This is a genomic window from Vibrio sp. SCP2 (assembly GCF_059295395.1).
Window position 1 is genome coordinate 879,731 of the sequence record NZ_JCAFVV010000001.1, and the last position, 23,405, is coordinate 903,135.

The 23,405-nt window shown below is 47.1% G+C and carries 23 protein-coding genes; 8 read left to right on the forward strand and 15 right to left on the reverse strand.

The genetic code is table 11. From position 1 onward, the window contains the following. Positions 1 to 15: 15 nt before the first annotated feature. The gene (locus tag AC5O63_RS04215) at positions 16 to 408 is read right to left on the reverse strand and encodes a RidA family protein (protein WP_038187972.1); all 393 of its coding nucleotides are present in this window, start codon (positions 406 to 408) and stop codon (positions 16 to 18) included. Positions 409 to 466: 58 nt separating this feature from the next. Next, entirely contained in the window at positions 467 to 1,906 is a 1,440-nt protein-coding gene (locus AC5O63_RS04220) for an N-acyl-D-amino-acid deacylase family protein (protein WP_494504028.1), read from the reverse strand. Positions 1,907 to 2,085: 179 nt separating this feature from the next. Here AC5O63_RS04220 and AC5O63_RS04225 point away from each other — a divergent pair, with 179 nt between their 5' ends. Both AC5O63_RS04225 and AC5O63_RS04230 read left to right on the forward strand, forming a co-directional pair. Further along, the gene (locus tag AC5O63_RS04225; protein WP_494504029.1) at positions 2,086 to 3,357 is read left to right on the forward strand and encodes an amino acid deaminase; all 1,272 of its coding nucleotides are present in this window, start codon (positions 2,086 to 2,088) and stop codon (positions 3,355 to 3,357) included. Between the two features lie 97 nt (positions 3,358 to 3,454). Continuing rightward, positions 3,455 to 4,318 (forward strand): MurR/RpiR family transcriptional regulator, encoded by an 864-nt coding sequence (locus tag AC5O63_RS04230; RefSeq protein WP_004746447.1) that lies wholly within the window; start codon positions 3,455 to 3,457, stop codon positions 4,316 to 4,318. 75 nt (positions 4,319 to 4,393) lie between these two features. Here AC5O63_RS04230 and AC5O63_RS04235 read toward each other — a convergent pair whose 3' ends face one another. The 3 genes from AC5O63_RS04235 to AC5O63_RS04245 are packed head-to-tail and all read right to left on the reverse strand — an operon-like array spanning position 4,394 to position 6,461. Continuing rightward, a complete protein-coding gene (locus tag AC5O63_RS04235; RefSeq protein ID WP_494504030.1) occupies positions 4,394 to 5,224 on the reverse strand; it encodes a hypothetical protein in 831 nt (276 codons plus the stop codon). Further along, entirely contained in the window at positions 5,224 to 6,093 is an 870-nt protein-coding gene (locus AC5O63_RS04240) for an ABC transporter ATP-binding protein (RefSeq protein WP_494504031.1), read from the reverse strand. The genes AC5O63_RS04235 and AC5O63_RS04240 overlap by 1 nt, the downstream gene beginning before the upstream one ends. Next, positions 6,090 to 6,461 (reverse strand): GntR family transcriptional regulator, encoded by a 372-nt coding sequence (locus tag AC5O63_RS04245; protein WP_004746441.1) that lies wholly within the window; start codon positions 6,459 to 6,461, stop codon positions 6,090 to 6,092. The genes AC5O63_RS04240 and AC5O63_RS04245 overlap by 4 nt, the downstream gene beginning before the upstream one ends. Before the next feature lie 202 nt (positions 6,462 to 6,663). On the opposite strand from AC5O63_RS04245, the gene AC5O63_RS04250 reads away from it, so the two are divergent. Next, on the forward strand, positions 6,664 to 8,655 hold the full coding sequence (locus tag AC5O63_RS04250; RefSeq protein WP_494504032.1) for a peptidase U32 family protein: 1,992 nt from the start codon (positions 6,664 to 6,666) through the stop codon (positions 8,653 to 8,655). A 171-nt stretch (positions 8,656 to 8,826) separates the two neighbouring features. On the opposite strand, the gene AC5O63_RS04255 is transcribed toward AC5O63_RS04250, so the two are convergent. The 10 genes from AC5O63_RS04255 to agaR (AC5O63_RS04300) all read right to left on the reverse strand — a co-directional run bounded on the left by AC5O63_RS04255 (position 8,827) and on the right by agaR (AC5O63_RS04300) (position 17,976). Next, positions 8,827 to 9,681, reverse strand: a complete 855-nt coding sequence (locus AC5O63_RS04255; protein WP_494504033.1) for a tagatose bisphosphate family class II aldolase — start codon at positions 9,679 to 9,681, stop codon at positions 8,827 to 8,829. Beyond that, a complete protein-coding gene (nagA, locus tag AC5O63_RS04260) occupies positions 9,672 to 10,877 on the reverse strand; it encodes an N-acetylglucosamine-6-phosphate deacetylase (RefSeq protein ID WP_494504034.1) in 1,206 nt (401 codons plus the stop codon). The genes AC5O63_RS04255 and nagA overlap by 10 nt, the downstream gene beginning before the upstream one ends. Then, complete coding sequence (agaF, locus tag AC5O63_RS04265) at positions 10,867 to 11,307, reverse strand: PTS galactosamine/N-acetylgalactosamine transporter subunit IIA (RefSeq protein ID WP_239823920.1); 441 nt, start codon at positions 11,305 to 11,307, stop codon at positions 10,867 to 10,869. The genes nagA and agaF overlap by 11 nt, the downstream gene beginning before the upstream one ends. 60 nt (positions 11,308 to 11,367) lie before the next feature. Continuing rightward, complete coding sequence (gene agaE, locus AC5O63_RS04270; RefSeq protein ID WP_486796129.1) at positions 11,368 to 12,252, reverse strand: PTS N-acetylgalactosamine transporter subunit IID; 885 nt, start codon at positions 12,250 to 12,252, stop codon at positions 11,368 to 11,370. After that, positions 12,242 to 13,018 carry a PTS N-acetylgalactosamine transporter subunit IIC gene (gene agaW, locus AC5O63_RS04275; RefSeq protein WP_486796128.1) on the reverse strand — a complete coding sequence of 259 codons (777 nt, stop codon included), beginning with the start codon at positions 13,016 to 13,018 and terminating at the stop codon, positions 12,242 to 12,244. The genes agaE and agaW overlap by 11 nt, the downstream gene beginning before the upstream one ends. A gap of 17 nt (positions 13,019 to 13,035) precedes the next feature. Further along, positions 13,036 to 13,509 carry a PTS N-acetylgalactosamine transporter subunit IIB gene (gene agaV, locus AC5O63_RS04280; RefSeq protein ID WP_069668814.1) on the reverse strand — a complete coding sequence of 158 codons (474 nt, stop codon included), beginning with the start codon at positions 13,507 to 13,509 and terminating at the stop codon, positions 13,036 to 13,038. A 24-nt stretch (positions 13,510 to 13,533) separates the two neighbouring features. Beyond that, positions 13,534 to 14,691 (reverse strand): SIS domain-containing protein, encoded by a 1,158-nt coding sequence (locus tag AC5O63_RS04285; protein ID WP_494504035.1) that lies wholly within the window; start codon positions 14,689 to 14,691, stop codon positions 13,534 to 13,536. Further along, on the reverse strand, positions 14,688 to 15,998 hold the full coding sequence (locus AC5O63_RS04290; RefSeq protein WP_494504036.1) for a D-tagatose-bisphosphate aldolase, class II, non-catalytic subunit: 1,311 nt from the start codon (positions 15,996 to 15,998) through the stop codon (positions 14,688 to 14,690). The genes AC5O63_RS04285 and AC5O63_RS04290 overlap by 4 nt, the downstream gene beginning before the upstream one ends. A gap of 8 nt (positions 15,999 to 16,006) precedes the next feature. Continuing rightward, positions 16,007 to 16,783: a transcriptional repressor AgaR gene (agaR, locus tag AC5O63_RS04295; RefSeq protein ID WP_494504037.1), complete on the reverse strand. Its 777-nt coding sequence runs from the start codon at positions 16,781 to 16,783 to the stop codon at positions 16,007 to 16,009. 422 nt (positions 16,784 to 17,205) lie between these two features. Further along, on the reverse strand, positions 17,206 to 17,976 hold the full coding sequence (agaR, locus tag AC5O63_RS04300; RefSeq protein ID WP_486796124.1) for a transcriptional repressor AgaR: 771 nt from the start codon (positions 17,974 to 17,976) through the stop codon (positions 17,206 to 17,208). Between the two features lie 182 nt (positions 17,977 to 18,158). Between agaR (AC5O63_RS04300) and AC5O63_RS04305 the strand changes: the two genes are divergently transcribed. The 5 genes from AC5O63_RS04305 to AC5O63_RS04325 all read left to right on the forward strand — a co-directional run bounded on the left by AC5O63_RS04305 (position 18,159) and on the right by AC5O63_RS04325 (position 23,365). Further along, positions 18,159 to 18,404 (forward strand): DUF3297 family protein, encoded by a 246-nt coding sequence (locus tag AC5O63_RS04305; RefSeq protein WP_004746437.1) that lies wholly within the window; start codon positions 18,159 to 18,161, stop codon positions 18,402 to 18,404. 141 nt (positions 18,405 to 18,545) lie between these two features. Further along, the gene (locus AC5O63_RS04310; protein ID WP_494504038.1) at positions 18,546 to 18,983 is read left to right on the forward strand and encodes a GNAT family N-acetyltransferase; all 438 of its coding nucleotides are present in this window, start codon (positions 18,546 to 18,548) and stop codon (positions 18,981 to 18,983) included. A gap of 20 nt (positions 18,984 to 19,003) precedes the next feature. Next, positions 19,004 to 19,723 carry an ABC transporter ATP-binding protein gene (locus AC5O63_RS04315; RefSeq protein ID WP_494504039.1) on the forward strand — a complete coding sequence of 240 codons (720 nt, stop codon included), beginning with the start codon at positions 19,004 to 19,006 and terminating at the stop codon, positions 19,721 to 19,723. A 4-nt stretch (positions 19,724 to 19,727) separates the two neighbouring features. Then, a complete protein-coding gene (locus AC5O63_RS04320) occupies positions 19,728 to 22,256 on the forward strand; it encodes an ABC transporter permease (protein ID WP_494504040.1) in 2,529 nt (842 codons plus the stop codon). Next, the gene (locus tag AC5O63_RS04325) at positions 22,256 to 23,365 is read left to right on the forward strand and encodes a lipocalin-like domain-containing protein (protein WP_494504041.1); all 1,110 of its coding nucleotides are present in this window, start codon (positions 22,256 to 22,258) and stop codon (positions 23,363 to 23,365) included. The genes AC5O63_RS04320 and AC5O63_RS04325 overlap by 1 nt, the downstream gene beginning before the upstream one ends. Positions 23,366 to 23,405: the final 40 nt, after the last annotated feature.

The window sequence follows — 23,405 nt, forward strand, 5'->3', positions numbered from 1 at the left end:
TATTATTTGTGAAGTCTATCGGCGATCTTCGCGGTAACAAGTCACATCAACTTCTACCTTCACATCAACAACCAAATCACACACCATACAGATACGTGCTGGCGGGTGCTCGCCAAAGAACTCTTTGAACACCTTGTTGAATGATTGGAAATAACGAGAGTCCGTTAAAACAACCTTTACATGAACCACATCTTCTAGTGTGTAGCCTGCTTCAGTCATGATATCGACACAGTTTTGAATCGCTAGGCGAGACTGGTCAACAATACCACCTTCTACCACTTCACCGTCGGTCATTGGTGTTTGACCAGAAACGTATAGGAAACCGCCTGCTTCAGTCGCTCGTGCAAATGGAAGGTGTTGACCACCAGTGCCTGTTCCACCTTCTACACCGTAACGCTTAATAGACATAATATTCTCCAGTATAAGTACTTTATTAAATTGATAATAAATAAATTAATTTTAATTTTTAGGCGTCATTTCTATAAATAAATACGCCACTTCTATTTTTGGTTACATCGCCAGACAAATAAGACAACTCACCATTAACAAATACATATTCAACACCTTTTGCCATTGAAATAGGATTTTCAAAGGTTGCAGTATCTTTTATTGTATTTGGGTTAAATAAAACTAAATCTGCGTAAGCCCCGACTTTTATTTCGCCGCGATCTTTTAAGTTATATCGCTTGGCTGACATGCCCGTCATTTTGTGAATGGCTTCTGCTAATGAAAACAGCTTCTCTTCACGGCAGTAGTGCCCAAGTACTTTCGGGAAAGTGCCCCACAAACGTGGATGTGGATGCGGGTCATTGGGTAATCCGTCGGAGCCCACCATGGTCAGTTTGTATTTCAAAACGCGTTTAACGTCGTTTTCATCCATACAGTGGTAAACCGCGCCAGCAGGTTGAATCGCTTTTGCCGCTTCCATTAAAGGCAGATTCATTTCTGCGGCAATGTCTTTGAGCATTTTGCCTGCATGTTCAGGGGCAGCTTCTGACCAAGTGATAAAGATATCGATCTCGTCGGTCACTTGTTTTAGGTCGAGTGTTGATGAACTTGCTGAGTACGGGTAACAGTCACAAGATACATCTTGGTGTTTCGCCGCTTCATCCATCACATTAAGCACTTCTTTTGTTCGTCCCCAATTGCCAGCACCAGCACACTTAAGATGTGAGATAACAACAGGCACTTTAGCGAACTGACCCGTCTCAAACGCTTCTTCCATTGCAAAGATAATCTCTTCAAATTCCGTACGCATATGAGTGGTATAAATGCCGCCGTGTTGACCGAGCACCTGAGCTAAGCGCATGACCTCATCCGCTGTCGCTTGTTTCGCACTCGCATAGGCAAGACCAGAGCTCAAACCAAGCGCACCTTCTGCCATCGCTTGGTCAAGCGTGCTGCGCATTTGCGCGATTTCTTCATCCGTTGCGGTGCGTTGCAAGTCATCCATCACGTTATTACGCAAAGTGGTGTGACCGACTAATGCCGCTACATTGACTGCAGGATTTGCTTGCTGCACAGCTTGCGCGTAGCTAGCGAACGTTGGGTATTTAAAATCTTCTTGCTTACCGAGTAGGTTCATTGGATCAGGTGGGTCACCGGCTAAGATGGTCGGGCTAGCACTAATGCCACAGTTACCGACAATCACAGTCGTCACACCTTGACTGATCTTTGGAAGACACTCGGGATAACGAATCACATTGGTATCATCGTGAGTGTGAACATCAATAAAACCCGGCGCGAGTGCTAAGCCTTGTCCATCAATCACCTTGTTAGCCGTCGCTTCAGATAATTCACCAATTTGCTCTACACGATTGTGACGAATTGCGACATCAGCGGTATATGCTGGAGCGCCGGTACCGTCAAAGACTTCTACACTTTTGATTATGGTATCGAACAACATGGTTCACTCTCTTCGTCTCTCGTTTGCATGTGTCCATCATAATAATTCCCGTTTTTAAATCAGTGACAAAACACACATAAAAATCCATTTTGTTTGATAGTTTCTAACATATGAATTAACCTAGATGACAACAAACATTAATAATCAATAACTTAAACCATGTTAGAAGTGAGCTTGCGATGAAAGAATTCGAGCAAAAGTGTGATACAAACTATCATAACAATACTATCAACATCCCTGGGTGTGGCGAAAAGTCTCAGCCATATCAGAGTGATAGTCAGCAAACCTACAGCTTGATCAACGAAGAAATCAGTCTACCCGCTGCGGTTATTCAACAATCTAGAATCAGCAATAACCTTGATTGGATGCAGCGCTTTGCCGCAACCCACAACGTCAAGTTATGCCCGCATGGCAAAACCAGCATGACACCCGCGTTGTTTCGTCAGCAACTTGGCCAAGGCGCATGGGGAATGACTGTCGCCACTGCGGCTCAAGCTGAAGTTGCGGCGTTATCAGGGGCAAGTAACATCATTATCGCCAATCAATTGGTCGGCAAAGCCAATATGGCTATCGTGGCTAATCTGATTGAACAGCATAATGTCGATGTATTTGTTTGCGTTGATTCACAGCGTAACGTTGAAGCGCTTGGGCAGTTCTTTGCTAGCCGTGAAGTCAAACTCAATGTCTTGATTGAGTTCGGTGTTGAAGGCGGACGCTGTGGCTGTCGAACTGAGCAGCAAGTTGCCGAGCTTGCTCAATGCATTGCCGAGCAATCTCACTTGTCATTGACTGGTATTGAAGCGTACGAAGGGGTCATTCACGGTGACAATGCGGAGCAAGCGATTCGCGATTTTCTCAATCAGATCATAACACTTGGTCGTAAACTGGCTCGCGATCAGCTCATCTCAGGTAAACCCATTGTAACTGGTGCTGGTTCAGCGTGGTACGACGTGGTTTCTGAGTGTTTTGCCAACCTCGACGATCTTGATGCCATCATTCGCCCAGGTTGCTACGCCATCCATGACACGGGGATCTATCTAGAGGCTCAAAACAAAGTCATGGCGAGAGCAGAGAAAAACCAAGGGGCAGCGTGCGATTTGGGTGGTGATCTACAATCCTCTCTTGAAGTCTGGGCACACGTCATCTCAAAACCAGAGCCGGGTAAACTTGTGGTTGGCCTAGGAAAAAGAGATGTCGCCTTTGATGCCGGTTTACCCATCCCAGAGCGTGCATACCGCGACGGCGAAGCTATCTCTGTCTCTAATGCCGTCACCACTGCTGTCATGGATCAACATGCATTTATGGAGATAGACCCAGACTGCCCACTCGATGTTGGCGACGTTATCGCTTTTTCCACCTCACATCCGTGCCTGACCTTCGATAAATGGCGTGCTATTGCCGTGTGTGATGACGAATACAATGTGACTCATTGGGTAGAAACACGTTTCTAAACCGCTGCACTTTTACGCTTGAATGAATCAGGTATACTGCAAAGCATTGATATGGAGACCAAACCATAGGTCTCCATTGCTAGAATAGGAAAACATCTTGAGTTTAGACGTCGATATTATTTCGCAAATCACTGAGCGTTTTAGCGCTCTGCGCGACGCTGAGAAGAAAGTCGCCAAACTGATCATGGACGATATTCAGACTGCAGCGAATGCGAGTATCACTGAACTTGCTGAAAGCGCTGAAGTCAGTGAGGCTACGATCACTCGCTTTGCTAAAGCCGTTGGCTGTAAAAACGTTCGTGATATGAAAATCAAGCTGGCGCAAACCCTAACAGTTGGTCAACGTTTCATTCTTGAGCCGCCAGATCAAAGTGGTTATCAGGGCATCTACGAATCAATCAAGCAGTCGCTAGATATCAACCGCAATTTGATCAACGAAGCCGATATCGATACCGCTGTGGGTTGGCTACACAATGCAAGACAAGTCATCTCTATTGGTATGGGTGGAGGCTCAACCATTGCCTCGCAAGAGATGCAGCATCGACTATTCCGTTTAGGCTACCCTGTGGTTGCTTATAACGACGGTTTGCTTGCACGTATGATTGCTTCTACCGCAGACAGTAACGACGTATTGGTGATGCTATCCGCAACGGGATACACGCCGACCATCATCGAAACTGCAGAGCTGGCAAAGCAATACGGGGTAAAGATCATCGCCATCACACCGAGCTCAACGCCTCTCTCTGACATTGCCGATCTCACACTGCCGATTGAGCACCAAGAGACCGATTTTATCTACAAACCTTCTGCGTCTCGTTACGCAATGTTAGCCTTGGTTGATGTCCTTTCGATGGCGCTTGCCGTCAACCATAAGCGACGTTCAAGAGACAAACTAAGACGGCTTAAGTTGGCATTAGACTCATATCGAGGTGGCTTAGACCGTCAGCCGCTCGGAGACTAATAGCCATCCACCGCAAACAAAAAAGGCGCTAACCAACCGTTAGCGCCTTTGTTATTTTCAAACCGTCAAAGCGTTCTAGTCAACAGAGCGACTTAGTCTTAAGCTTGCCAGCAAGCCCAACACGCCCAATGCAAAGTAGACAGCTAAATTAACAGTGCCAACATTAGCAAAGGCAACAAGTGGATTACCCTCAATAAGCAGATCAAATGGCAAGGTCGTTACAGCCTGTAAGAAATGGCTCACGGCGTACGTCCCTAGCAGATTTGTCGAAAGCAGTTTAATCACGTAAAAACCAATCACCATGACTAACAGAGGCGAATTAACCTTCTGAGAAATGGCCATGGCCAAAGTTGCGAGCGGCAGTAGCGCCAAGCCCACTAACCACATGCGACCAATAAACTCAAACCAATGGGTAAAGACGTAAAAGATTGACTCACCAGTGAAGAACAGTGGGAATTTCTCCGACATGACAAGATTAATCACCCACATTAGGAAGTCAGCAGACACAACCAACATTGAACAAATGATAGGTGTCACCAGCAAACCAAAACCAAGCTTCACTAAATGTGTCGTCATGTCAGAGACAGGCATGCTACGCCAAAACATCACACTGCCCTCTTGGCGCTCTTTACGTAATGTCTTCGGGAAATAAAGGCTGGTCAATAACATCGACAAAAAGCCAGTGAAGCCAAACGCCAAGCCACTTAACTGCTTACCTAATTCATAACCAGATTCGAAGCCATTCACATCATACGTTAGCTCGTATGTGACATTGCTTTGAATGGTCGAATTCATCAAGATCGAGAGTAGCAGCAGCACACCACACACGAGCAGCACTAAAGGAATGCGCGTGATTACTTTATGTTCTAACCACTCTTTCTCTAGCATATAAAAATAAGGATTCATTACGCTGCCTCCTTCTGTAGAGCCAAGAACAGATCTGCCAGTTTTACATTGTAAATTTTTTCTACGTCGTCGAGTTGTTGCGCTTGTTCACTGCGAATCAGCCAACGCGTACTACCAAGAGCGCGCTCACTAGAAAGCGGCTTCAATGCTTCCATTTGTGCGCGTTGTTCATCGGTGGTTTCTACGATTACATAATCTTCGGCAATGTTCTCCATCGACGATTGCAACACTGCTTGACCATGCTTAAGGATCAACACATCAGTTAGCAGGTGTTCAATCTCAGACACCTCATGGCTAGCAATAATCAGGGCACGCTCTCCATCATGAAACCATTCAAGAAGATGTCGATAAAAGGTATCTCTGTAAACAAGATCCAAACCGAGGGTCGGCTCATCGAGAATCAATACTTTGGTATCGGTCGAAATCACAATCGCCAGGTGTAGCTGTACCTTCATGCCTTTTGAAAGCGATTTGATTTTACTATTAAGCTTGATGTCGGTTTTTTCGAGTACAGCGCGCGCTTTGTTCACATCGAAACTTGGGTGCACACCGGCTGTGTAACGAAGAATTTGTCTTACCGTCATCCAGTCAGGCAGCACGTTCACATCTGAAATATAAGACAGATGCTCCATCACTTTGGCGCGCTGAGAGATAGGCTCAAGCCCCAATACTTGAATATCACCCTGATAGTCGTGAGCACCTAGCAGGCTTTTAATCAAGGTCGACTTACCTGCACCATTGTGACCAAGCAAACCGAGGACTTGTCCCGCTTTGAGTTCAAAGCTAATGTTTTTAATCGCTTCGCCTTGCTCTTTGGCTCGACCTGAGTAGTGCTTGGTTACCTGCCGAGCTTCAATTAATACGCTCATTGTTTGCCCTCAACGTGCAGTGTTAACTGCTCAATAAATTCTTGAAGTGGAATGTCTAGCTGCTGCAATTTCACCGCGATTGACGGGATCTGCTGCTGAATAAAATCCTGTTTTTGCGACGCTTTTAACTGACTCAGTGCGCCTTGTGCCACGAACATTCCCTGACCGCGTTTTTTTTCTACGAGACCTTCATCCACCAGTAGCTGATAACCTTTCATCACAGTGATGTGATTGATTTTCAAATCTCCTGCGACGGCTCGAACCGAAGGTAATGCCTCTCCTTCGTTCCAAATACCTTGCAGGATTTGCTCTGTAATTCGATCCGCTAGTTGACGAAAGATAGGCTGCGTTTCGTTCCAATCTGTCATGAAGCTTGCCTTATCAATTGCGCTTTAGTGTTATACATAGGTATAACACTAAAGCAATTCGCAGTGATTGCAACCATTAATTGAAATCTCGTCTTAGAAGACAAATTAATTGATGCAGATTAACAAAGCCTTAATCAGCGCTAGATCACACTTTTTATCCCCGTAAAATACCGCTCCTATTTTATTGAGTAAGAGATAAGTAGTGACACGCGATCAATTTGAGTTATTAGCACCGGGCGGGGATTTAGATTCGATTAAGGCAGCCATTGCCGCTGGGGCGGATGCTATCTATTGTGGTTTAGACCGTTTCAATGCGCGCAACCGAGCCACTAACCTCACCTTAGATAACTTGAATGGCGTATTGCAGCTTGCGCATCAGCACAACTGTAAGATCTTCCTGACTCTCAACGTGTTGATTCTAGAAAGCGAAATTCCAGCCATTGTGCGCTTGCTTAGTCAATTGAACACCACGGCGATTGATGGCGTGATCGTGCAAGACCTTGGTTTGGCCTACATTCTCAACAACTATTTTCCTGATTTAGATGTACACGCATCAACTCAGCTCAATACCCATAACGAAGGGCAGATTTTGTTTCTCAATCGATTGACAGCAAGTCGCGTCAATCTATCGCGCGAGTTGAACATCAGTGAGATTAAGCATTTAGCTGAGTTTGGTCGTGAGCATAATGTAATGATGGAAGTGTTTGTCCACGGCTCTTACTGCATCGGATTCTCTGGGATTTGCTACATCAGCTCCGCGCGTAATGGCGCGTCAGGTAACCGTGGGCGATGCAGTCAACCTTGTCGTGAAGAGTACCAAACCACCAAAACCGGTAATAGCTACCCACTCAATATGAAAGACAACTCGGCCTTTGGCGATTTGGCAGCGCTTGCGGATGCCGGCGTGTATTCGTTGAAAGTGGAAGGTCGCATCAAGAAATCTCACTACGTTTACACCGTGGTCGACAACTGGCGTAAACAGATTGACCGCTTGTGCGATGGCGCAGAACTGTCGAACGACACCACGGAACTGTACACCGTCTTCAACCGTGATTTCTCCAATGCATTCTTGCAAGGTGACTTCGGTAAAGCAATGTACATCGACAACCCCCGCGACCATGCGGTGAAACACTTTTCGAAAATCTACAAATGTGAATCCGCCGACGATGTAAAAGTAGTGAAGAAAAAGCTCTACGACGACAAAACAGCAATCATCGAAAAAGTAGCTGAAAAGACCCAAGACTTTGACGTCACTGCAACGCAAGCTTCTGCTAGCAGCCTAAAAGGTGCGATTGACGTACCCGCTTTACCGCCTCTGCCTCAGCCAGAAATTCGTCAAGGAGCGCCAAAGTTATCGGTATTGATCTCATCGCCACTAGACGTCGCACTATGCGAATACACTGATGTCGACGTCTATTTTCAGCTGCCGATGGGACTGGCGGCTGAACTGAATGCAATGATCGAGTTGTTCCAAGCAAATCCGCAGTTAAAACCTTGGTTTCCCGCGATTTTGATTGGTGACGATTACCAAGCTGCACGCACACTGTTAGAGACAGTGAAACCCGCGCTCTCGATCACTAACAATTCCGGAGTAGGTATTTTAGCTCAAGGGCTTGAATTGGGTTGGATCGCGGGCCCACAGATGAATACGGTTAACTCTTACTCATTCAAATGTTTACAACAAGAGTTTGCCGCAAGCGGCGCATTTATATCCAATGAGTTGAATATGAAGCAGATGCGCCATATTAAGCGTCCGCAAACCATGCGCAGCTACTACAGCATCTACCACCCAAATACACTGCTGACTAGCCGCCAATGCTTGTTCCAACAGACCGAAGGCTGCCGCAAGATCAAAGTCAATAAAGGTTGTTTGAAGCGTTGTGACAAACGTACATCTATCATTAATCTCAAAGACAACCCGTACGTAGTGCAAAAACAAAAGGGCAGCCACAACTCAATCTACAGTGAACACAACGTATTGAATCTGCAAGTACTGCAAGACTTACCGCAACTGTTCACTGATGTGTTGATCGACCTGCGTGATATTCAAACGGAAACCAAAGTATCCGTAAGCAAACCAGAGTTGATTGATGCCTTTTTAGCGCTACTGGATCAGCATAACGAAGAGAATACTCAAGCTATAAACAGCATGATTCAGCCCACAGCTAATGCTCAGTATTTGAAAGGGCTGTAGACATGAACAACCGACAGATAGCTTAGCGGTACTGAGCTATTTTTTACTCTCTTAAAGCTCGTAAAAGAGATGGGAGCCTGACTAAGGGCTCCCAGTAAATAACACCTATCGGGGGAAGGGTGTTACTGCCGCGCCTTACAAGAGCGTTAAGACGAGGAAGATTTAAACTCGTTATAACTTGCCTTCACTGCCACACATATGAATCTTATCCATGACCACCTTCTTCATTGCGGCTTTTCCTGGAGTAATGTACTTGCGTGGATCATTCGCATCCGGATGTTCTGAGAAGTGCTGCTTAACTGCATTTGAAAACGCTATTTTGAGCTCTGTCGCCACATTAACTTTACATACCCCAAGCTCAATGCAGCGGCGTACCATCTCATCAGGTACACCTGATGCGCCATGCAGCACAAGAGGAATATCCACTACCGAGCGAATTTTCTCTAGGCGGTCAAAGTCGAGCTTAGGCTCTGCTTTGTATAGACCGTGCGCCGTACCAATCGCCACCGCAAGCGAATCAATACCTGTGCGACGAACAAACTCTGCGGCTGAGGCAGGATCTGTCATCAGCGCATCGGCACTGTCTACGATCAAGTCATCTTCTTGACCACCTAAACGTCCCAACTCAGCCTCAACGCTGGCGTCGAAACGGTTACAGTACTGCACGACAGAACGAACAATCTCAATGTTTTGATCAAACGCATAGTGAGAACCATCGATCATTACTGAGCGAATACCGTGATCGACTTTATTACGAATATCTTGCAGATCTTCATGATGATCTAGGTGCAACACGAGTGGGATTGAGTGCTTGTGCGCCGCTTCTTTACAGATACTGATTAAGTAGTCTGTGCCAGCATAATCGTAAGTGCCCGGTGTGCCAGCAAGAATAACCGGAGATCCCATCTCTGACGCTGTTTCAACGATGACTTGTACAGTTTCTAGGTTATGAATATTGAATGCAGGAACCGCATAGCCACCTTGCTGTGCACGTTTTAGCATTTCACGAGAAGAGATTAGATACATAAAGCCTCCTGACTTGGTACTGACTCAGCCTCAAAGACAAGACGTCCGTTAACCCAAGTTTTTACAATTGAGAAATCTGATTGAATAGCGACCATAGAAGCGTGTTTACCCACTTCTAAGCTGCCTAATTGTTGTTGCAAACCGAGAGACTGAGCGGGCGAGAGCGACGCCATCAACCATGCTTGCTCAAGTGGTACTTTGAGCCACTTTTGAATGTTTTGAACTGCGCGCGGTAACGTTAATGTGCTCCCGGCTAAACCACCATTATCTGTGGTGACCACGCCCTGTTTCATATGTACTGTGTATTCACCAAGCGTATAGTCACCATCGGGCATACCTGTGGCGCTCATTGCATCTGTAATTAAGGTCATTCGACTGCCACAGCAACGGTGAGCGACATCAATGGCCGCCGGGTGGACATGGTGACCATCGGCTATCATTTCCACATAACAGTTCGAATTGACTAACCCAGCCCCAACCACACCTGGATCACGGTGGTGAAGCCCTCTCATGCCGTTGTAGCAATGCACGATGCCACTTGCGCCTGCATCCATAGCCTGTTGGACTTGGTCATAACTCGCATCGGTATGACCGAGCATCACTTTGATGCCTTGTTTATCTAAATAACGAATCGCGTCGAGAGCGCCTGCTTTTTCTGGTGCCAACGCGACCGTAATCAATTGGTTGTCGCTGTATGAAATCCAGCTATCGATCTCTTCTAGCGATAGACTGCGAAACCAGTTAGTTGGATGGGCGCCGCGGTTTTTCTCAGTGAAGTAAGGCCCTTCAAGATATGCACCGAGAATTTCAGCTCCCTCTACGCCTTGGCGTTTACTGATCGCCACTTGTTGTAGGGCAGCGCGAATTTTTGCCACGGGTGCCGTAACTGTTGTAGCAACAAACGCAGTGACCCCTAGGCTGGCAAAGTAGCGCGACATAGTATTCAAGCTGTCGTGGCTTGCATCCATTACGTCACATCCTTTAGCACCATGAACGTGACTATCTATCAAGCCTGGTAGTAGATTCACCGCGCCTAAATCAATCGAGCTGGCATGTAACTCCGCATTGAACGCTTCAATCGCGCTGATAATGCCTTGGTCATCAACTTCAATAACCGCATCATCAAGCCAAGTTTCGCCATGCAATATGCGCTGCGCTCGATAGCAACATCGCGTCATGCTGTGCTCAGATACCATCTTCTTCTACCACTTGTTCTTGTTTTGCTTTTAGCGCCATTTCAGCCGCTAGTGATGTAATACCGCGGTGAGCGCACGCAAGCGCTTGGTCACGAAACTCAATCAGATTGAGCTCATCGCGTTCAAGCAACATTTCTGCCGCCATCTGCATGTTGGTGCCCGTCACGACTTGAACATCATCCCGCTCTTGGCTGATCAGTGAGGCGGTGCGAAATGGTGTGCCGCCTAGTAGGTCAGTCAAAAAGACAATCCCTTCGCCAGAGTCAATTTCTACCACCGCTTCACGCATCGCAGCTTCAAGCTGTGGTGTGGTCGCCTCTTCTGGGAAGTCGATAAACTTAAACTGAGGCTGCTCGCCAATCACTTGAAATACCGCTTTAGCTAGACCTGAAGCGAAACCACCGTGACCAGATAAAATTACTGCAATCATTTCTGTTTCCTTATTGGGGCTGAACAAGCAGCCCCATTGTTATGCTGTCCAAAGCAAGAGCTATAGGAAGCCCATGAAGCGACCCACAACACCAAGTGTCACTGTGATACCGATAAGTTTCAGTGGGCTCCAACCGCGTTTCACTAATGCGTACATCACGAGGGTGTAAACCAGTGGTAAGAAAGCTGGCATCAACTTATCAATCACATCGCCCTGTAGTTTCACGACCGCATCGCCTGCTGTGATTTCAGCTGTTGTTGATAGGCGAACGTAAGTGGCAACTAAGGCACCGATAACTGTCATACCGACCATAGAAGCGGCGTGACCAACCTTTTTGGTGTTGGCTTTAATCACCGGAATTGCGGCCACACCCATACGGTAGGCGTAATGCGCAAGACCGAAACGTAGACCGAAGTGCACCACGTTGAACAGTACGAAGAAGAACACCGCCCCCATGATGGAGCCTTGCAGCGCTAAATCAGCCCCGATGCCACCACAGATAGGTAATAGGGTTAACCAGAACATCGCATCACCGATCCCGCCCATTGGGGCACCAACGGCAATCTTGGTACTTTGGATACTGTTGATGTTCTGCTTTGAACGTTCCATCGCCAGCACAATTCCCATCACGAAAGTGACCAAGAATGGGTGAGTATTGAAGAAGCCCATGTGACCTTGCATCGCCTTTGATAGGTCCGCTTTGTTGGTGTGAATCTTCTTCAGCGCAGGTAGTAGGCCGTAGAGCCAACCTGAAGCTTGCATACGTTCGTAGTTGAAAGAGGCTTGGAGCAAGAGCGAGCGCCATGCCATGCGGTTGATGTCTGCCTTAGTCAGCTCAGCACCAATTTCTTTATTCTCGTATTCATCTTGAGCCACACCAGGAGCCGGTTGTACATCAGCATTGCGGCTGCGAAGGTCGAGTTCGTTGCTTACATTAGATTCCATCTTCAAAGTCCTCAGCTGGAGCCGTTACAGGGGTTGGTTCTGTTTTACGCATAAAGTCGATGATCGCCATAGCCGTTGCCGCTGCTGCAATCGCTAAGATTGGTAGTTCAATCCACGCTGCTGCCACAAAGCCAAGGATGAAGTAAGGGATGTAGGCATTTTTCATCATGATCTTCATCAGTACTGCAAAACCGATTGCAGGCATGATGCCGCCAGCCACACCTAGGCCATCAATCAGATCTTTAGGGAGTACTTCGACGATTTTTCCAGCGTGTTCAGCGCCAAGGTAAACAGGTAAGAAGGCGCAAAAGAAGTAGAAAGAGCCCAGTACAGCAAGCGCCATATAGTTCACGCGCTCAATACCATTGGTATCTGCGTCTTGTGCATACTCATCACACTTAGACATAACCGCCGACATTGCTGAGAAAAGTAAAGTGATACCCATCTGTACCGCAACGGCAAAGGGTACTGCGACACCAACCGCGACATTTGGCTCAACTTGAGTGGTGATGGCGAAAGCCGTACCGACAATAGTACCAATGATAACGTTTGGTGGCTGAGCGCCCGCAAGAGGGGCAAGACCCATCCAAATCAGTTCCAGCGTACCACCGACTAAGATGCCTGTTTGCAAGTCGCCTAAGATTAGGCCGACCAATGGACCAAGTACTACTGGTCGGTGGAAGTGAGTAAGACCGTTAAATAAATCTAGGCCAGCAAAGAAGGCTAAGATGCCGAGCATCAACGCCTGTAAGAGTCCTATTTCCATGATTGATGTCCTTATTGTTAGATAAGAGTAAAGATGTCTGTCGCGCTTTCAGTGGGGACACCTTGAATGGTGCATGTCACCCCTAACGCTTTTAGTTGTTCAAACTCCGCCACATCTTCAGCGTCAACTGAAACCGTTTTGGCGATTTGTTTCTTTCCTTCCACGTAGTGCATATTACCTACGTTAATATTGCTAATTGGTACACCACCAGCGACCAATTGACGGAAGTCTTTTGGGGTGCGGCAAACCAATAGAATGCGTTGACGATCTGCGGCTTTGTGAATCGTATCGATGGTCTTTTGCACCGACCAAAAACGGATGGCGATTCCATCAGCCAACACCATTTCCATCAGGTTTTGTTGGATACTGTCTTCGGCGACTTCATCATTGACCACGACGATAATGTTGGCGTCGGCAAATCCTACCCATTGCACACCTACTTGACCGTGTACTAGGCGCTCATCAATACGGCTTAAAACGATATTTGGCATGATCTAATTTCCTTATAGAATTCTTTACTTATTAAATGGGTAGATGGTGACACCTTGCACCACGCGGTTAACTTCACCCGTCGGACATGGGTTATCAGGGCCAAAGCCTAATTGGAGTGATTTTTCAAATGCCAACATTTGGCAGAACAGGATGTAAGGGAAGCAGAGCCATTGTTCACTAAGGCCAAGGTGACCAAGCTCGAACACATCTTCTTCATTTAGGGCAATTTCACTTAGTGCTACATGAGCTAAGGCCTGCTTATCACGGCGGATCTCATTGAAGAGATCCATATCGTATTGACGGGTGTACCCTTCGCTCGACAACAGCTGAATCACCAGCGCCTTGTCGTTAATACTGAACTTAGGTCCATGACGGAACCCTAGCGAAGAATCGAATGCCGTCATCACTTTACCTGCGCTCAATTCAAGGGATTTAAGCGATGCTTCGCGAGCAAGACCGGAAAAACCACCACTGCCAAGGACAATTAGCCGCTCATAAGGTTGCTGAGCGAGTTGCTTGATCGCTGACGGCCACTGCTCTAATTTGCTGTCACACAACGCAGCGGTCGCTGTAATTTGCTCATTCCACTGCGCAGGAGTTTGGCCGCCGAGTAGAGTTAGCGTCGACATCAACATGCAACTAAAGCTAGAGGTCATGGCAAAGCTCTTATCATTAGAGCCTTCAGGCATCAGCATGCAGTAGGCATTGCTCGCTGTTTGCGCATAACGAGAAAGCTCACCTTCTTCGTTACAGGTCAAAAACAAGTGATGGCAATCGGTTACTAACTGATCAACTAGCGCAACCGCTGCAACGCTTTCTGGACTGTTGCCAGAACGTGCATAAGAGACCAATAGCGTTGGGCGAGTTGGATCTAAGTATTGTTCTGGGTTAGAGACCAAATCTGTGGTTGGAATCGACTCCATTTGAAAGCGCTGAGCTTGCTGCAGAAATGGCGCGGCGGCATCACCAACAAACGCTGACGTACCCGCACCGGTCAAGATAATACGCAAATCTGAGCGCTCTAGGAGTGGGTTCAAAAACGCTGAGACCGCCTCGTATTGCTGGTCTAAAATCTCTGACAGCGCACGCCATAAACGTGGCTGATGACAGATTTCTTGAGCAGTGTGAACGCCATTGTGCTGCTCTAACCACGGTAGCTCATAACCTAAAACTGAACTCATTTGATTGTCTCCTTGGTAGCCACTGCGTTTGCATAACAGGCTTGGGCGTAAACTTGCGTCACTTCCATAATCTTGTGCATAACAATCTCAGCGGGCTGATTCTGAATTTGATGTTGAGAAATTGCCTTAGCCTGATTCGGTAGATATTGGCTAAGGATGGTGACTGGCAGCGGATTAGCGGTTAAGTTGTCAAACAAAGCTTGCTGTGCCGCTTTCACTTCTGGGTGTGTCCAGTAGTAACGAATGCGATCGCTCAAGCTATAGCTACAATCCAGGTACTGTTGATGACCTTTGCTTGAGTAATGAGAACGCCAGTAATTTGGTTGTTCGTGCATCACCTGCTCTATGGTGTCACGCAGGTGAGAAGAGTGATGGGTACCTAGCCATTCAATTTCTGCTCGCTCTAGACCGTATAAGGCTTCGCGAAGTGCGAAAGTCAGTGCTGGGCCAACTTTTAAGATAGCAAAGTGGTCATGCACTAATTGATGGTAGGCAGGCGGATTTTGGTAGTCCGTTGAGTGTGCTTCAAACACAAGATTGGGCTGGCCATCAATCATTTGACTTAAAGCTTGCGCCGCTTCACTGCTGTAGTGATGCACGCTGTGATGGTCAAACTCCACACCAGGTTGCACAACTAAACCAATCACACGTGGCCAGACATAGCCAAGTCCTATATCGCTAAATGCTTGATGGTGAGCATCTAATGTTGCTAGCGCTTCTTCTGGCTTTGTGACTTCAATCCCCTCTTCTTCTAAAGATTCAAGCGCACCACCTGGGGTTGGGACTTCAGTCCCGACAACGTAAACAGGCGCTTCACCACCAACACTTTTCCACGCTTCCTCAGCAACTAAGCAGAGCTGCGCTGCACGCTGCGCCATCAAGGTTTCACTCAACGGCTTGGTGTCATCGGCACATGGCATAGAGCAGTCAAGATGAATCTTTTTAAACCCTGCACATACGTAGTCATGAATCATTTGCGCTGAATATTCCATTGCTTGGCTAGCAGATAGGTTTTGCCAACAGTTAGGACCTAGGTGATCGCCACCTAGCACCACATTTCCCGCGGGGAAGTTCAGCCCTTTGGCTAAAGCAAACACATGGTCGGCAAAATCTTGCGGAGTCATTCCCGTGTACCCACCAAACTGGTTAACTTGGTTGGAAGTCGCTTCAATCAACACCAATTGTTTATCTTCAGCCGCCTGTTTAATAGCCGCTTCGAGCACTAGAGGATGCGCAGAGCAGACAGAGTAGATACCTCTAGTCTCGCCTTGCTTGTGTTGTTCAATCAAAGAAAGTAACGCTTTCATTTTGTTTCCTAATTAACGGTTTCGTCGGCAATGATGACGTCCACACCCAACTCCATAAGGGTTTGGTGTGTGGCAAATGGAATATTGCAATCGGTGACCAAGACATCGATCTGGTTAGCGGCGCGAATCATGCAAAAGCTCTTACGGCCAAACTTGCTCGAATCAGTCACGGCAATGACCTGTCTCGCCACTTCACACATGGCGCGGTTAATTTGGGCTTCTTGGTTGTCTGGAGTCGTAATCCCCGCTTGAAGGTCAAACCCATCCACCCCTAAGAACAGCTTGTCAAAAAGGTAGGAGCGAATTTGTTGCTCACCGTGGTTACCCGTCAACGAGCAAGAAGCGCGTCGTAAACTGCCTCCAACCACATGCAAATCAACGTTATCCATTTTGCTCAGCTGGTAAGCGGTATTCAGCGCGTTAGTCATCACAACCAAGTGTTGCTTGTTGGCTAGATATTGCGGCATCAGACCGATAGTGCTTCCAGAGTCTAGAATCACCGCTTCGCCATCTTGGATAAGGTTTGCTGCCGCTTGCGCAATTGACTGCTTAGCGCCGCGGTTAAGTTGGTCTTTGCGATAAAGTGGCTGATCGAAAGCAAAATTAGGGTTGAGAGTTGCCCCGCCATAGCAACGGAACACACAGCCCTCTTTTTCAAGCAGATTTAGGTCATGCCTTATGGTGACTGCAGACACCTGGTAGTGATGAACAAACTCATCCACCGTACCTAAACCATGGCTACGAATATGGGCCATGATTTGCTGTCTTCGTTCTGTACTGGTCATTTACCAATCCCCTTTCGCTGCATTTTCACTTGAGGCAAAAATGTTTCGATTTCCTTTTGATTGGTATTAAAGCAGGACGACAGGAGCAAAAATGAAAGCTAGATCACAGCCAATTTTCTTTCGTTTCTCACCCAAAAAACCTTTCGGTTGACACAAACCGAAAGACAACCCTTTCGCTATTGATAACGACTTGAATATCGAAAGGTATGAAAAAACTGACTTTGGTCAGCAGAAAAGTGAAAGAAAAAGTAAAATACTTAGATTTGAATTGGTTTCGAACTGAGCTCTGCGCCAGATCACAAATTTGTCATTAAGGTATTTTTGATGTGGCGATCGAATGGAAAAAACCAGCCGAAATTGGCTGGTTCTTTGGGAAGTTAGCGAGGAGTCATTGAGGCTAGTATGGCGATAAATGGGATAGATTAGTCAACAATTCTTACATCAACGCCAAGTGCGGTTAGCTCGTCGACGTAATCTTGCGGAATACCATCGTCGGTAATCAACATACTCAGTTGTTCAGGGCGAGCAATAAGACAAAAACTCTGACGATCAAATTTAGAGGAATCTGTTACCGCAATCACCATTTGCGCCGCTTCGACCATTTTACGGTTGATATCCGCTTCTCCTTGATGCGGCGTTGTCACTCCTGCCAGTTTGTCGAAACCATCTACACCTAAGAACAGTTTATTGAAACGAAAGCCCGTCAGAAAATCTTCTCCGCCGACGCCATGAACGGAGTACGAGTTTTCACGCATAGTCCCTCCAGCAACCATTACAGTGACATTGCTTTGATTAGCGAGGTGATACGCAATGTTGATACCGTTGGTCATTACCACTAAATCTTTCTTTTCACTAAAGTTATAGGCAATTTGCTCTGTCGTTGAACCAGAGTCGAGAATTATCCTATCGCCATCATCGATTAGTGATGCTGCGTAAGCTCCTAACTTTGCTTTGACGTTGCTGTTAAGCCGTTTCTTGTCGTTAAGCGAACGCTCAAATGCGAACTGGCGGTTAAGTAATGCGCCTCCATAACAGCGCTTAACACAGCCTTGTTGTTCTAAATAACTCAGGTCGTTGCGAATAGTAACTTCAGAAACATTATAGTGCTTGGCAAAATAGCTGACTTCACCTCTTTCTTCGTTCTGAATAAACTGCAAAATCTCTTTGCGTCTAAGACTCGTCTTCAATTTCATACCTAGTAACAACCAACAAAAGCCATGCTTGCCCATTCACTATATTACAGGGCAGCCGTAAGTTCTTATAATGCAACCTTTCACACATGCTATCAACGTGAAAGCGCCAAGAGTGCTTGAATACCTACCATGCGCTGACTTACAATGGCGCACTTTTTTTACGGACTTCAAGGTCGAAAAACATGACAGATACAGCTAAACCAGCTCTACCAGATCGCCTATCAGGTAACCCACGTAGCCCTTTCTTTGTAAAAGAGTGCTTCGATCACCAAATCGGTATTCGTTTTAAAGGTCAAGAGCGCACAGACGTTGAAGAGTACTGCGTTAGCGAAGGTTGGGTAAAGATTGCATCTCCAAAAGCGAAAGACCGCTTTGGTAACCCAATGCTTATCCAACTAAAAGGCGAAGTTGAAGCGTACTACGTTTAATCGCATAAGAATGTAAGCTAAACCACCGCATCAGGTGGTTTTTTTGTTTTTAATCTGAAGCTTAATAGAACGATTTGTCTCGACCTTGAATAAGTGTCATGCTTCATTGCATATGAAGCCTTCACATCTCACGGACGAACGATGAACATTTCCCTAAGACCTGCACTCGAATCAGACATAGATTTTTTGGTCGACCTACGCAACGCCACAATGCGTGACTACCTTGAACAAGTCGGCATGCCAATTAGCCTCGACGACTATTTGAATCGCATTCAGTACAAGTTCGACTGTGCTCAAATCATTACATTAGATCAAGTGCCTATTGGTTTGTTTAAGGCTGAATACCAAGCCGATCAAAACCTCTGGTATCTCATCCAAATTCAGATTCACCCGGGTTACCAAAACGCAAGTATTGGCAGCAGACTAGTAAAAAACCTGATCGAAAAAGCTCAAGCTAGCCATTCACGAGTTGGTTTAAGTGTGATAAAAACCAATCCTGCTTATCAGTTATACCAACGTCTTGGATTTAAAAAGATCTCGGAAACGGAATACGAGTACAACTTAGAACTCAAGGCCTAAAAAGCAGCAAGGAGCCGCGCATGGATTTGCCGTTAGTGTCACTAAAACACGCCCACAAAAGTTTCGTCGATGGCAAAGATACCCATCACGTATTGGAAGGCGTCGACTTCACTTTAGCGGCAGGTGCAAGTGTGGCGTTGACAGGCGCAAGTGGTAGCGGAAAAAGCACCCTACTCAATGTCATTGCTGGCTTTGAGCCGCTTTCCGGTGGTGAATTGTGGTTAGATGGCGATAACACAGCAGCTTGGAAAGACTCACAATGGAGCCAGTTCCGCCATCAAAAGCTCGGCGTTATATTCCAACAATTCAACCTATTAACACCGCTCAACGTAAAACAAAACATTGCCTTTCCTCTGCATCTAAACCAACAAAAATGGAACGAGTGGTGCGATTATCTCATCGAGACATTGGGCATCAGTCAGCTTCTTGATAGACACGTTTCTGCCCTTTCTGGCGGCCAGCAGCAAAGAGTCGCCATCGCTCGCGCTTTGGCTCATAAGCCTAAACTTCTACTTGCCGATGAACCGACAGGTAATCTCGACCAAAAATCAGGATTGGAGGTGATGAAGCTACTGAGTGAAATCACCACACAAGGCAACACTGCGGTGCTCTTAGTGACCCACAGCCCAGACTGCGCTGAGTTTATGCAGACTCGTTTGCGTCTAGAAAACGGTCAATTACACAATGGTAATTTGCAGCAAACCCTCCCTACTTTGCAAGAGCAAAGCGACCGAGGGTAACACCATGACTCAGGTTAGATTCTCGCCTATCAGACTCACACAGACTCGACTCACATTGAATCTGTTTGCGGCGCATTATCGCCAAGCTCCCCTGCAAGCAGCCGCCATTCTGATTGGTATCGTGCTGGCGGTAACCTTGTTTGTAGCCGTGCAAGCTATCAACCTCAATGCTAAGCGCAGCTATGCGGAATCCACCGAGCAACTGAGCGCTCAAGCGCAAAACCTGATTATTCCAGCTGCGGGGCAAAACTATTTGCCTGAATCGCTTTACTTCAGCCTCAGACAAAACGGACTCAGTGCAGCCTTACCAGTAATTGAAGGGCGAGTTCGAGACGAGCAAGGTCGTCGCTGGTCAGTACAAGGTAGCGAATTGATTGCTGCCCTCTCGTCACGCTCTCGCTATTCAACTGACAACGAACAATCGTCAGAGAGCGAGCAAAACATTTCACTATTCGACAGTGCTTTACCGCTCCCTGAGCTTTTAGCTGGCGAACCTATAGTGATGATGAGCTTGTCGCAGCACCAGAACTTAGGCGAAGTAGAAACGCTGACTCTGGATGAAGTTCCGACCCGTGTCGTCGTATTACCCGATGAGTGGCAATTAGGCAGCCGAATGTTGATGGATATTGGCTTTGCCCAGCAGTTGCTCAACAAACAAGGACAGCTCAGTTACATTGCTGTTTTTGACGCAGGCTTTAATACAGGTAATAACGCACAAGCAAAATGGCAACACCTCATCGACGAGCAAGGACAATGGATCGCCAACAATCAAAGCACTGATCTTGGTTCACTCACTGATAGCTTCCACCTCAACCTTACCGCGATGAGCCTATTGGCATTTCTGGTTGGTCTATTTATCGCTTATAACGGCGTGAAGTACAGCTTACTCAAACGTAATCGGCTGTTAGTCCAAATCCAACAAGCGGGAGTTGGGCAAAACTTGGTGTTCACGGCACTACTGATTGAACTGACTATTCTGGTTACCCTCGGCGCTTCACTCGGTTTTGTATTGGGCATGCAGCTTAGTCATTGGCTGCACCCAACCGTTGCGCTCACACTTGAACAACTTTACGGAGCAACACTGCTTCCCGGCACTTGGCAGTGGCAATGGTGGGCGCAAGCGCTGCTGCTAACCCTAGCGGCAACACTATTAGCTTGTTGGCAGCACTTTAAACAGCGAGTGAACCAGCCGCTCTCTTCTCATGGCGGTTTTTATCAAGCCCCAGAAACGTCTAACGAAAACCAACTGTTCATGATTGGTATTGTGTTGACTGTTGCGGCGCTCGCTGGATTATGGCTGAGTGAGCATCACCGTTTTACTATGGCTTGGCTCGGCGTACTTGTTGTATCGATTCCTTTGTATCTGCCTAATACACTCAGCGTGCTCGCCAACGAATGTGAAAGGCGTACCCGCTCCGGCTTGATGCAGTACCTGTTCGCTGAACTGCGCGAGCTCATTTCTCCGCTTTCTCTCGCCATGATGGCACTGCTGCTTGCGGTAACAGCCAATATAGGAATGAACACCTTGGTTGGCAGCTTTGAATCGACGCTAAAGCAGTGGCTCGAACAAAGGCTTCATGCTGACATTTACGTTAGCCCCGCACAGGGAGAGATAGCCAATGTAGAAAGCGCATTAGAGCGATTTGACGGGGTTGAGACGGTCTACAAGCAATACTATGTTGAAGATAACCTACAAGACTTACCCACTTTGCTCGGTACCAAAGACAAGGATACCTTAGAGCAAACCATGGTGTTCCAATCGCACCTTGATAACTTCTGGCAACGCTTTTACCAAGGTGAGTTGGTCGCCATCAGTGAGCCGACTGCGGTCAAGCTCGGCTTGTCACTCAATGGCAAACTTGAGCTCGATGCAATTCCAAACAAAACTCTACGTGTCGGGGCGATATTCCATGATTACGGTTCACCCAATGGTGAAGTCTTATTGGCTCCAAAGTTGTGGCGTGAAAGCGGCTTTACCAACTTGCCCACCAGCCTTGGAGTCAAAGTCTCTGGCGACCCAGCTCTCGTCTATGACCAACTGCGTAAGCAATTGAACCTGCACCCAAGTCAGCTTTATGATCAGGCTCAAATCAAATCCATCGCGCTCAATATTTTCTCGCAGACCTTCGCCATTACGCGCGCCCTCAATGGCGTAACCCTGATGGTCGCGGTGATTGGTTTGTTTAGCGCTTGTTTTATGTTGCTCGACGCACGCAAAGCCGCCATTGCGAGGCTGTACGCGCTTGGCGTCAGTCGGCGCAAACTAATGATTATGGTCATCGGGCAAATCGTCGCTTTGGTCAGCTTTACTTTGATTATCGCTCTACCACTCGGCGCTATGGTCGGTTATGTGCTGACGGACATCGTTACCCTGCGCGCCTTTGGTTGGAGCTTAAATTACCTGTGGAGTTGGAGTGATGCCCTAAGCATTGCGGCAGTCACTATCTTAGTCGCGGTAGTTGCGACCCTGATTCCACTGTGGCGCTTGGTCAGCAAGCCTGTCGTGTCTAGTTTGCAAAGCGAGGTGTTGTAATGAATCAATTAGCACGCAACCTCTCTTTGATATTGGGTAGCCTTTTGCTGCTTGGCTGTGAAAAGCCTCAGCAGCAAAATATGGCAATGCTATTAGGCAGTGGAGAAGCTCAAAGCGAGAGCAGTCCATTCACTCCTGTGGTTAAGGGCGTTGAACTCACCTTCCCTGCCGATCATCAATCACACCCTAGTTTTCGTCATGAATGGTGGTATTTAACGGCGAATTTAATCGATGAAAGTGGCAATCCACTCGGTGTTCAATGGACACAATTTCGCTTTGCTGCCGAACCAGAAGATGGGAAAAACAAAGCGCAAAAAACCGTATGGCAAAGCCAACAAATTTATATGGCGCATAGCGCAGTAACTACGCCAGACAAGCATTATGCTGATGAGAAATGGTCACGCGATCAAGCTTCACTCGCAGGTGTCGATGCATCGCCATTTCGGGTTTATCTCGACGATTGGCAGTGGCGCTCTTCAACCGACGACCTCTTCCCCGCCACACTCAATGCCAGTTCAGAGCAGTTTGGCTACTCGCTGACACTCACTAGTAGTTCACCTTATCAAAAACAGGGCGAGCAAGGTTACAGCACCAAAAGCGCCGATGGTCAGGTGGCTTCATATTACTATAGCCAGCCGTTTATTGATGTTTCTGGCCAAGTCATTATTGATGGCAACACTCATCAGGTAACGGGTCAAGGTTGGATAGACAGAGAATGGAGCTCGCAGTTCTTGCTCGACTCACAACAAGGTTGGGACTGGTTTGCCTTAAGGCTCAGTGACGAAACCAGCTTAATGGTATTCCAGTTGCGAGATTCCGATACAGGAAAAGCCAGTTACTCTAGCGCCAGACTGATGCGACAGGACGGCTCGGGTATCGCCATTTCACCCAATGAGATTCAATTGAACGCGACCAAACAAACTGAAATCCAAGGGCGGAATTATCCAACCGAGTGGCAAGTGGCTATTCCGAGCCAGCAAATCGAGCTTGTGGTTTCAGCACTCAACCCAAAAGCGAAAATGCCCCTTTCAGTCCCCTATTGGGAAGGCCCGGTTCGCATCGAGGGCACTCACTCTGGCTCAGGGTATATGGAGCTAACGGGCTATTAAGCCGCAATCTAGTTTCAGCTAATTAGATTTGCGCTAGTTC

Excerpts from the sequence above, each read along its gene's own strand:
- AC5O63_RS04305 (WP_004746437.1), top strand. The coding sequence starts at position 18,159 with ATGACAGATACAGCTAAACCAGCTCTACCAGATCGCCTATCAGGTAAC.
- AC5O63_RS04290 (WP_494504036.1), bottom strand. The coding sequence starts at position 15,998 with ATGAAAGCGTTACTTTCTTTGATTGAACAACACAAGCAAGGCGAGACT.
- AC5O63_RS04325 (WP_494504041.1), top strand. The coding sequence starts at position 22,256 with ATGAATCAATTAGCACGCAACCTCTCTTTGATATTGGGTAGCCTTTTG.
- agaR (WP_486796124.1), bottom strand. The coding sequence starts at position 17,976 with ATGAAATTGAAGACGAGTCTTAGACGCAAAGAGATTTTGCAGTTTATT.
- AC5O63_RS04320 (WP_494504040.1), top strand. The coding sequence starts at position 19,728 with ATGACTCAGGTTAGATTCTCGCCTATCAGACTCACACAGACTCGACTC.
- AC5O63_RS04240 (WP_494504031.1), bottom strand. The coding sequence starts at position 6,093 with ATGAGCGTATTAATTGAAGCTCGGCAGGTAACCAAGCACTACTCAGGT.
- AC5O63_RS04245 (WP_004746441.1), bottom strand. The coding sequence starts at position 6,461 with ATGACAGATTGGAACGAAACGCAGCCTATCTTTCGTCAACTAGCGGAT.
- AC5O63_RS04315 (WP_494504039.1), top strand. The coding sequence starts at position 19,004 with ATGGATTTGCCGTTAGTGTCACTAAAACACGCCCACAAAAGTTTCGTC.
- AC5O63_RS04220 (WP_494504028.1), bottom strand. The coding sequence starts at position 1,906 with ATGTTGTTCGATACCATAATCAAAAGTGTAGAAGTCTTTGACGGTACC.
- AC5O63_RS04255 (WP_494504033.1), bottom strand. The coding sequence starts at position 9,681 with ATGTATCTAATCTCTTCTCGTGAAATGCTAAAACGTGCACAGCAAGGT.
- AC5O63_RS04215 (WP_038187972.1), bottom strand. The coding sequence starts at position 408 with ATGTCTATTAAGCGTTACGGTGTAGAAGGTGGAACAGGCACTGGTGGT.
- agaE (WP_486796129.1), bottom strand. The coding sequence starts at position 12,252 with ATGGAATCTAATGTAAGCAACGAACTCGACCTTCGCAGCCGCAATGCT.
- AC5O63_RS04225 (WP_494504029.1), top strand. The coding sequence starts at position 2,086 with ATGAAAGAATTCGAGCAAAAGTGTGATACAAACTATCATAACAATACT.
- agaV (WP_069668814.1), bottom strand. The coding sequence starts at position 13,509 with ATGCCAAATATCGTTTTAAGCCGTATTGATGAGCGCCTAGTACACGGT.
- agaF (WP_239823920.1), bottom strand. The coding sequence starts at position 11,307 with ATGATTGCAGTAATTTTATCTGGTCACGGTGGTTTCGCTTCAGGTCTA.
- AC5O63_RS04235 (WP_494504030.1), bottom strand. The coding sequence starts at position 5,224 with ATGAATCCTTATTTTTATATGCTAGAGAAAGAGTGGTTAGAACATAAA.
- AC5O63_RS04310 (WP_494504038.1), top strand. The coding sequence starts at position 18,546 with ATGAACATTTCCCTAAGACCTGCACTCGAATCAGACATAGATTTTTTG.
- AC5O63_RS04285 (WP_494504035.1), bottom strand. The coding sequence starts at position 14,691 with ATGAGTTCAGTTTTAGGTTATGAGCTACCGTGGTTAGAGCAGCACAAT.
- nagA (WP_494504034.1), bottom strand. The coding sequence starts at position 10,877 with ATGGTATCTGAGCACAGCATGACGCGATGTTGCTATCGAGCGCAGCGC.
- agaR (WP_494504037.1), bottom strand. The coding sequence starts at position 16,783 with ATGACCAGTACAGAACGAAGACAGCAAATCATGGCCCATATTCGTAGC.
- agaW (WP_486796128.1), bottom strand. The coding sequence starts at position 13,018 with ATGGAAATAGGACTCTTACAGGCGTTGATGCTCGGCATCTTAGCCTTC.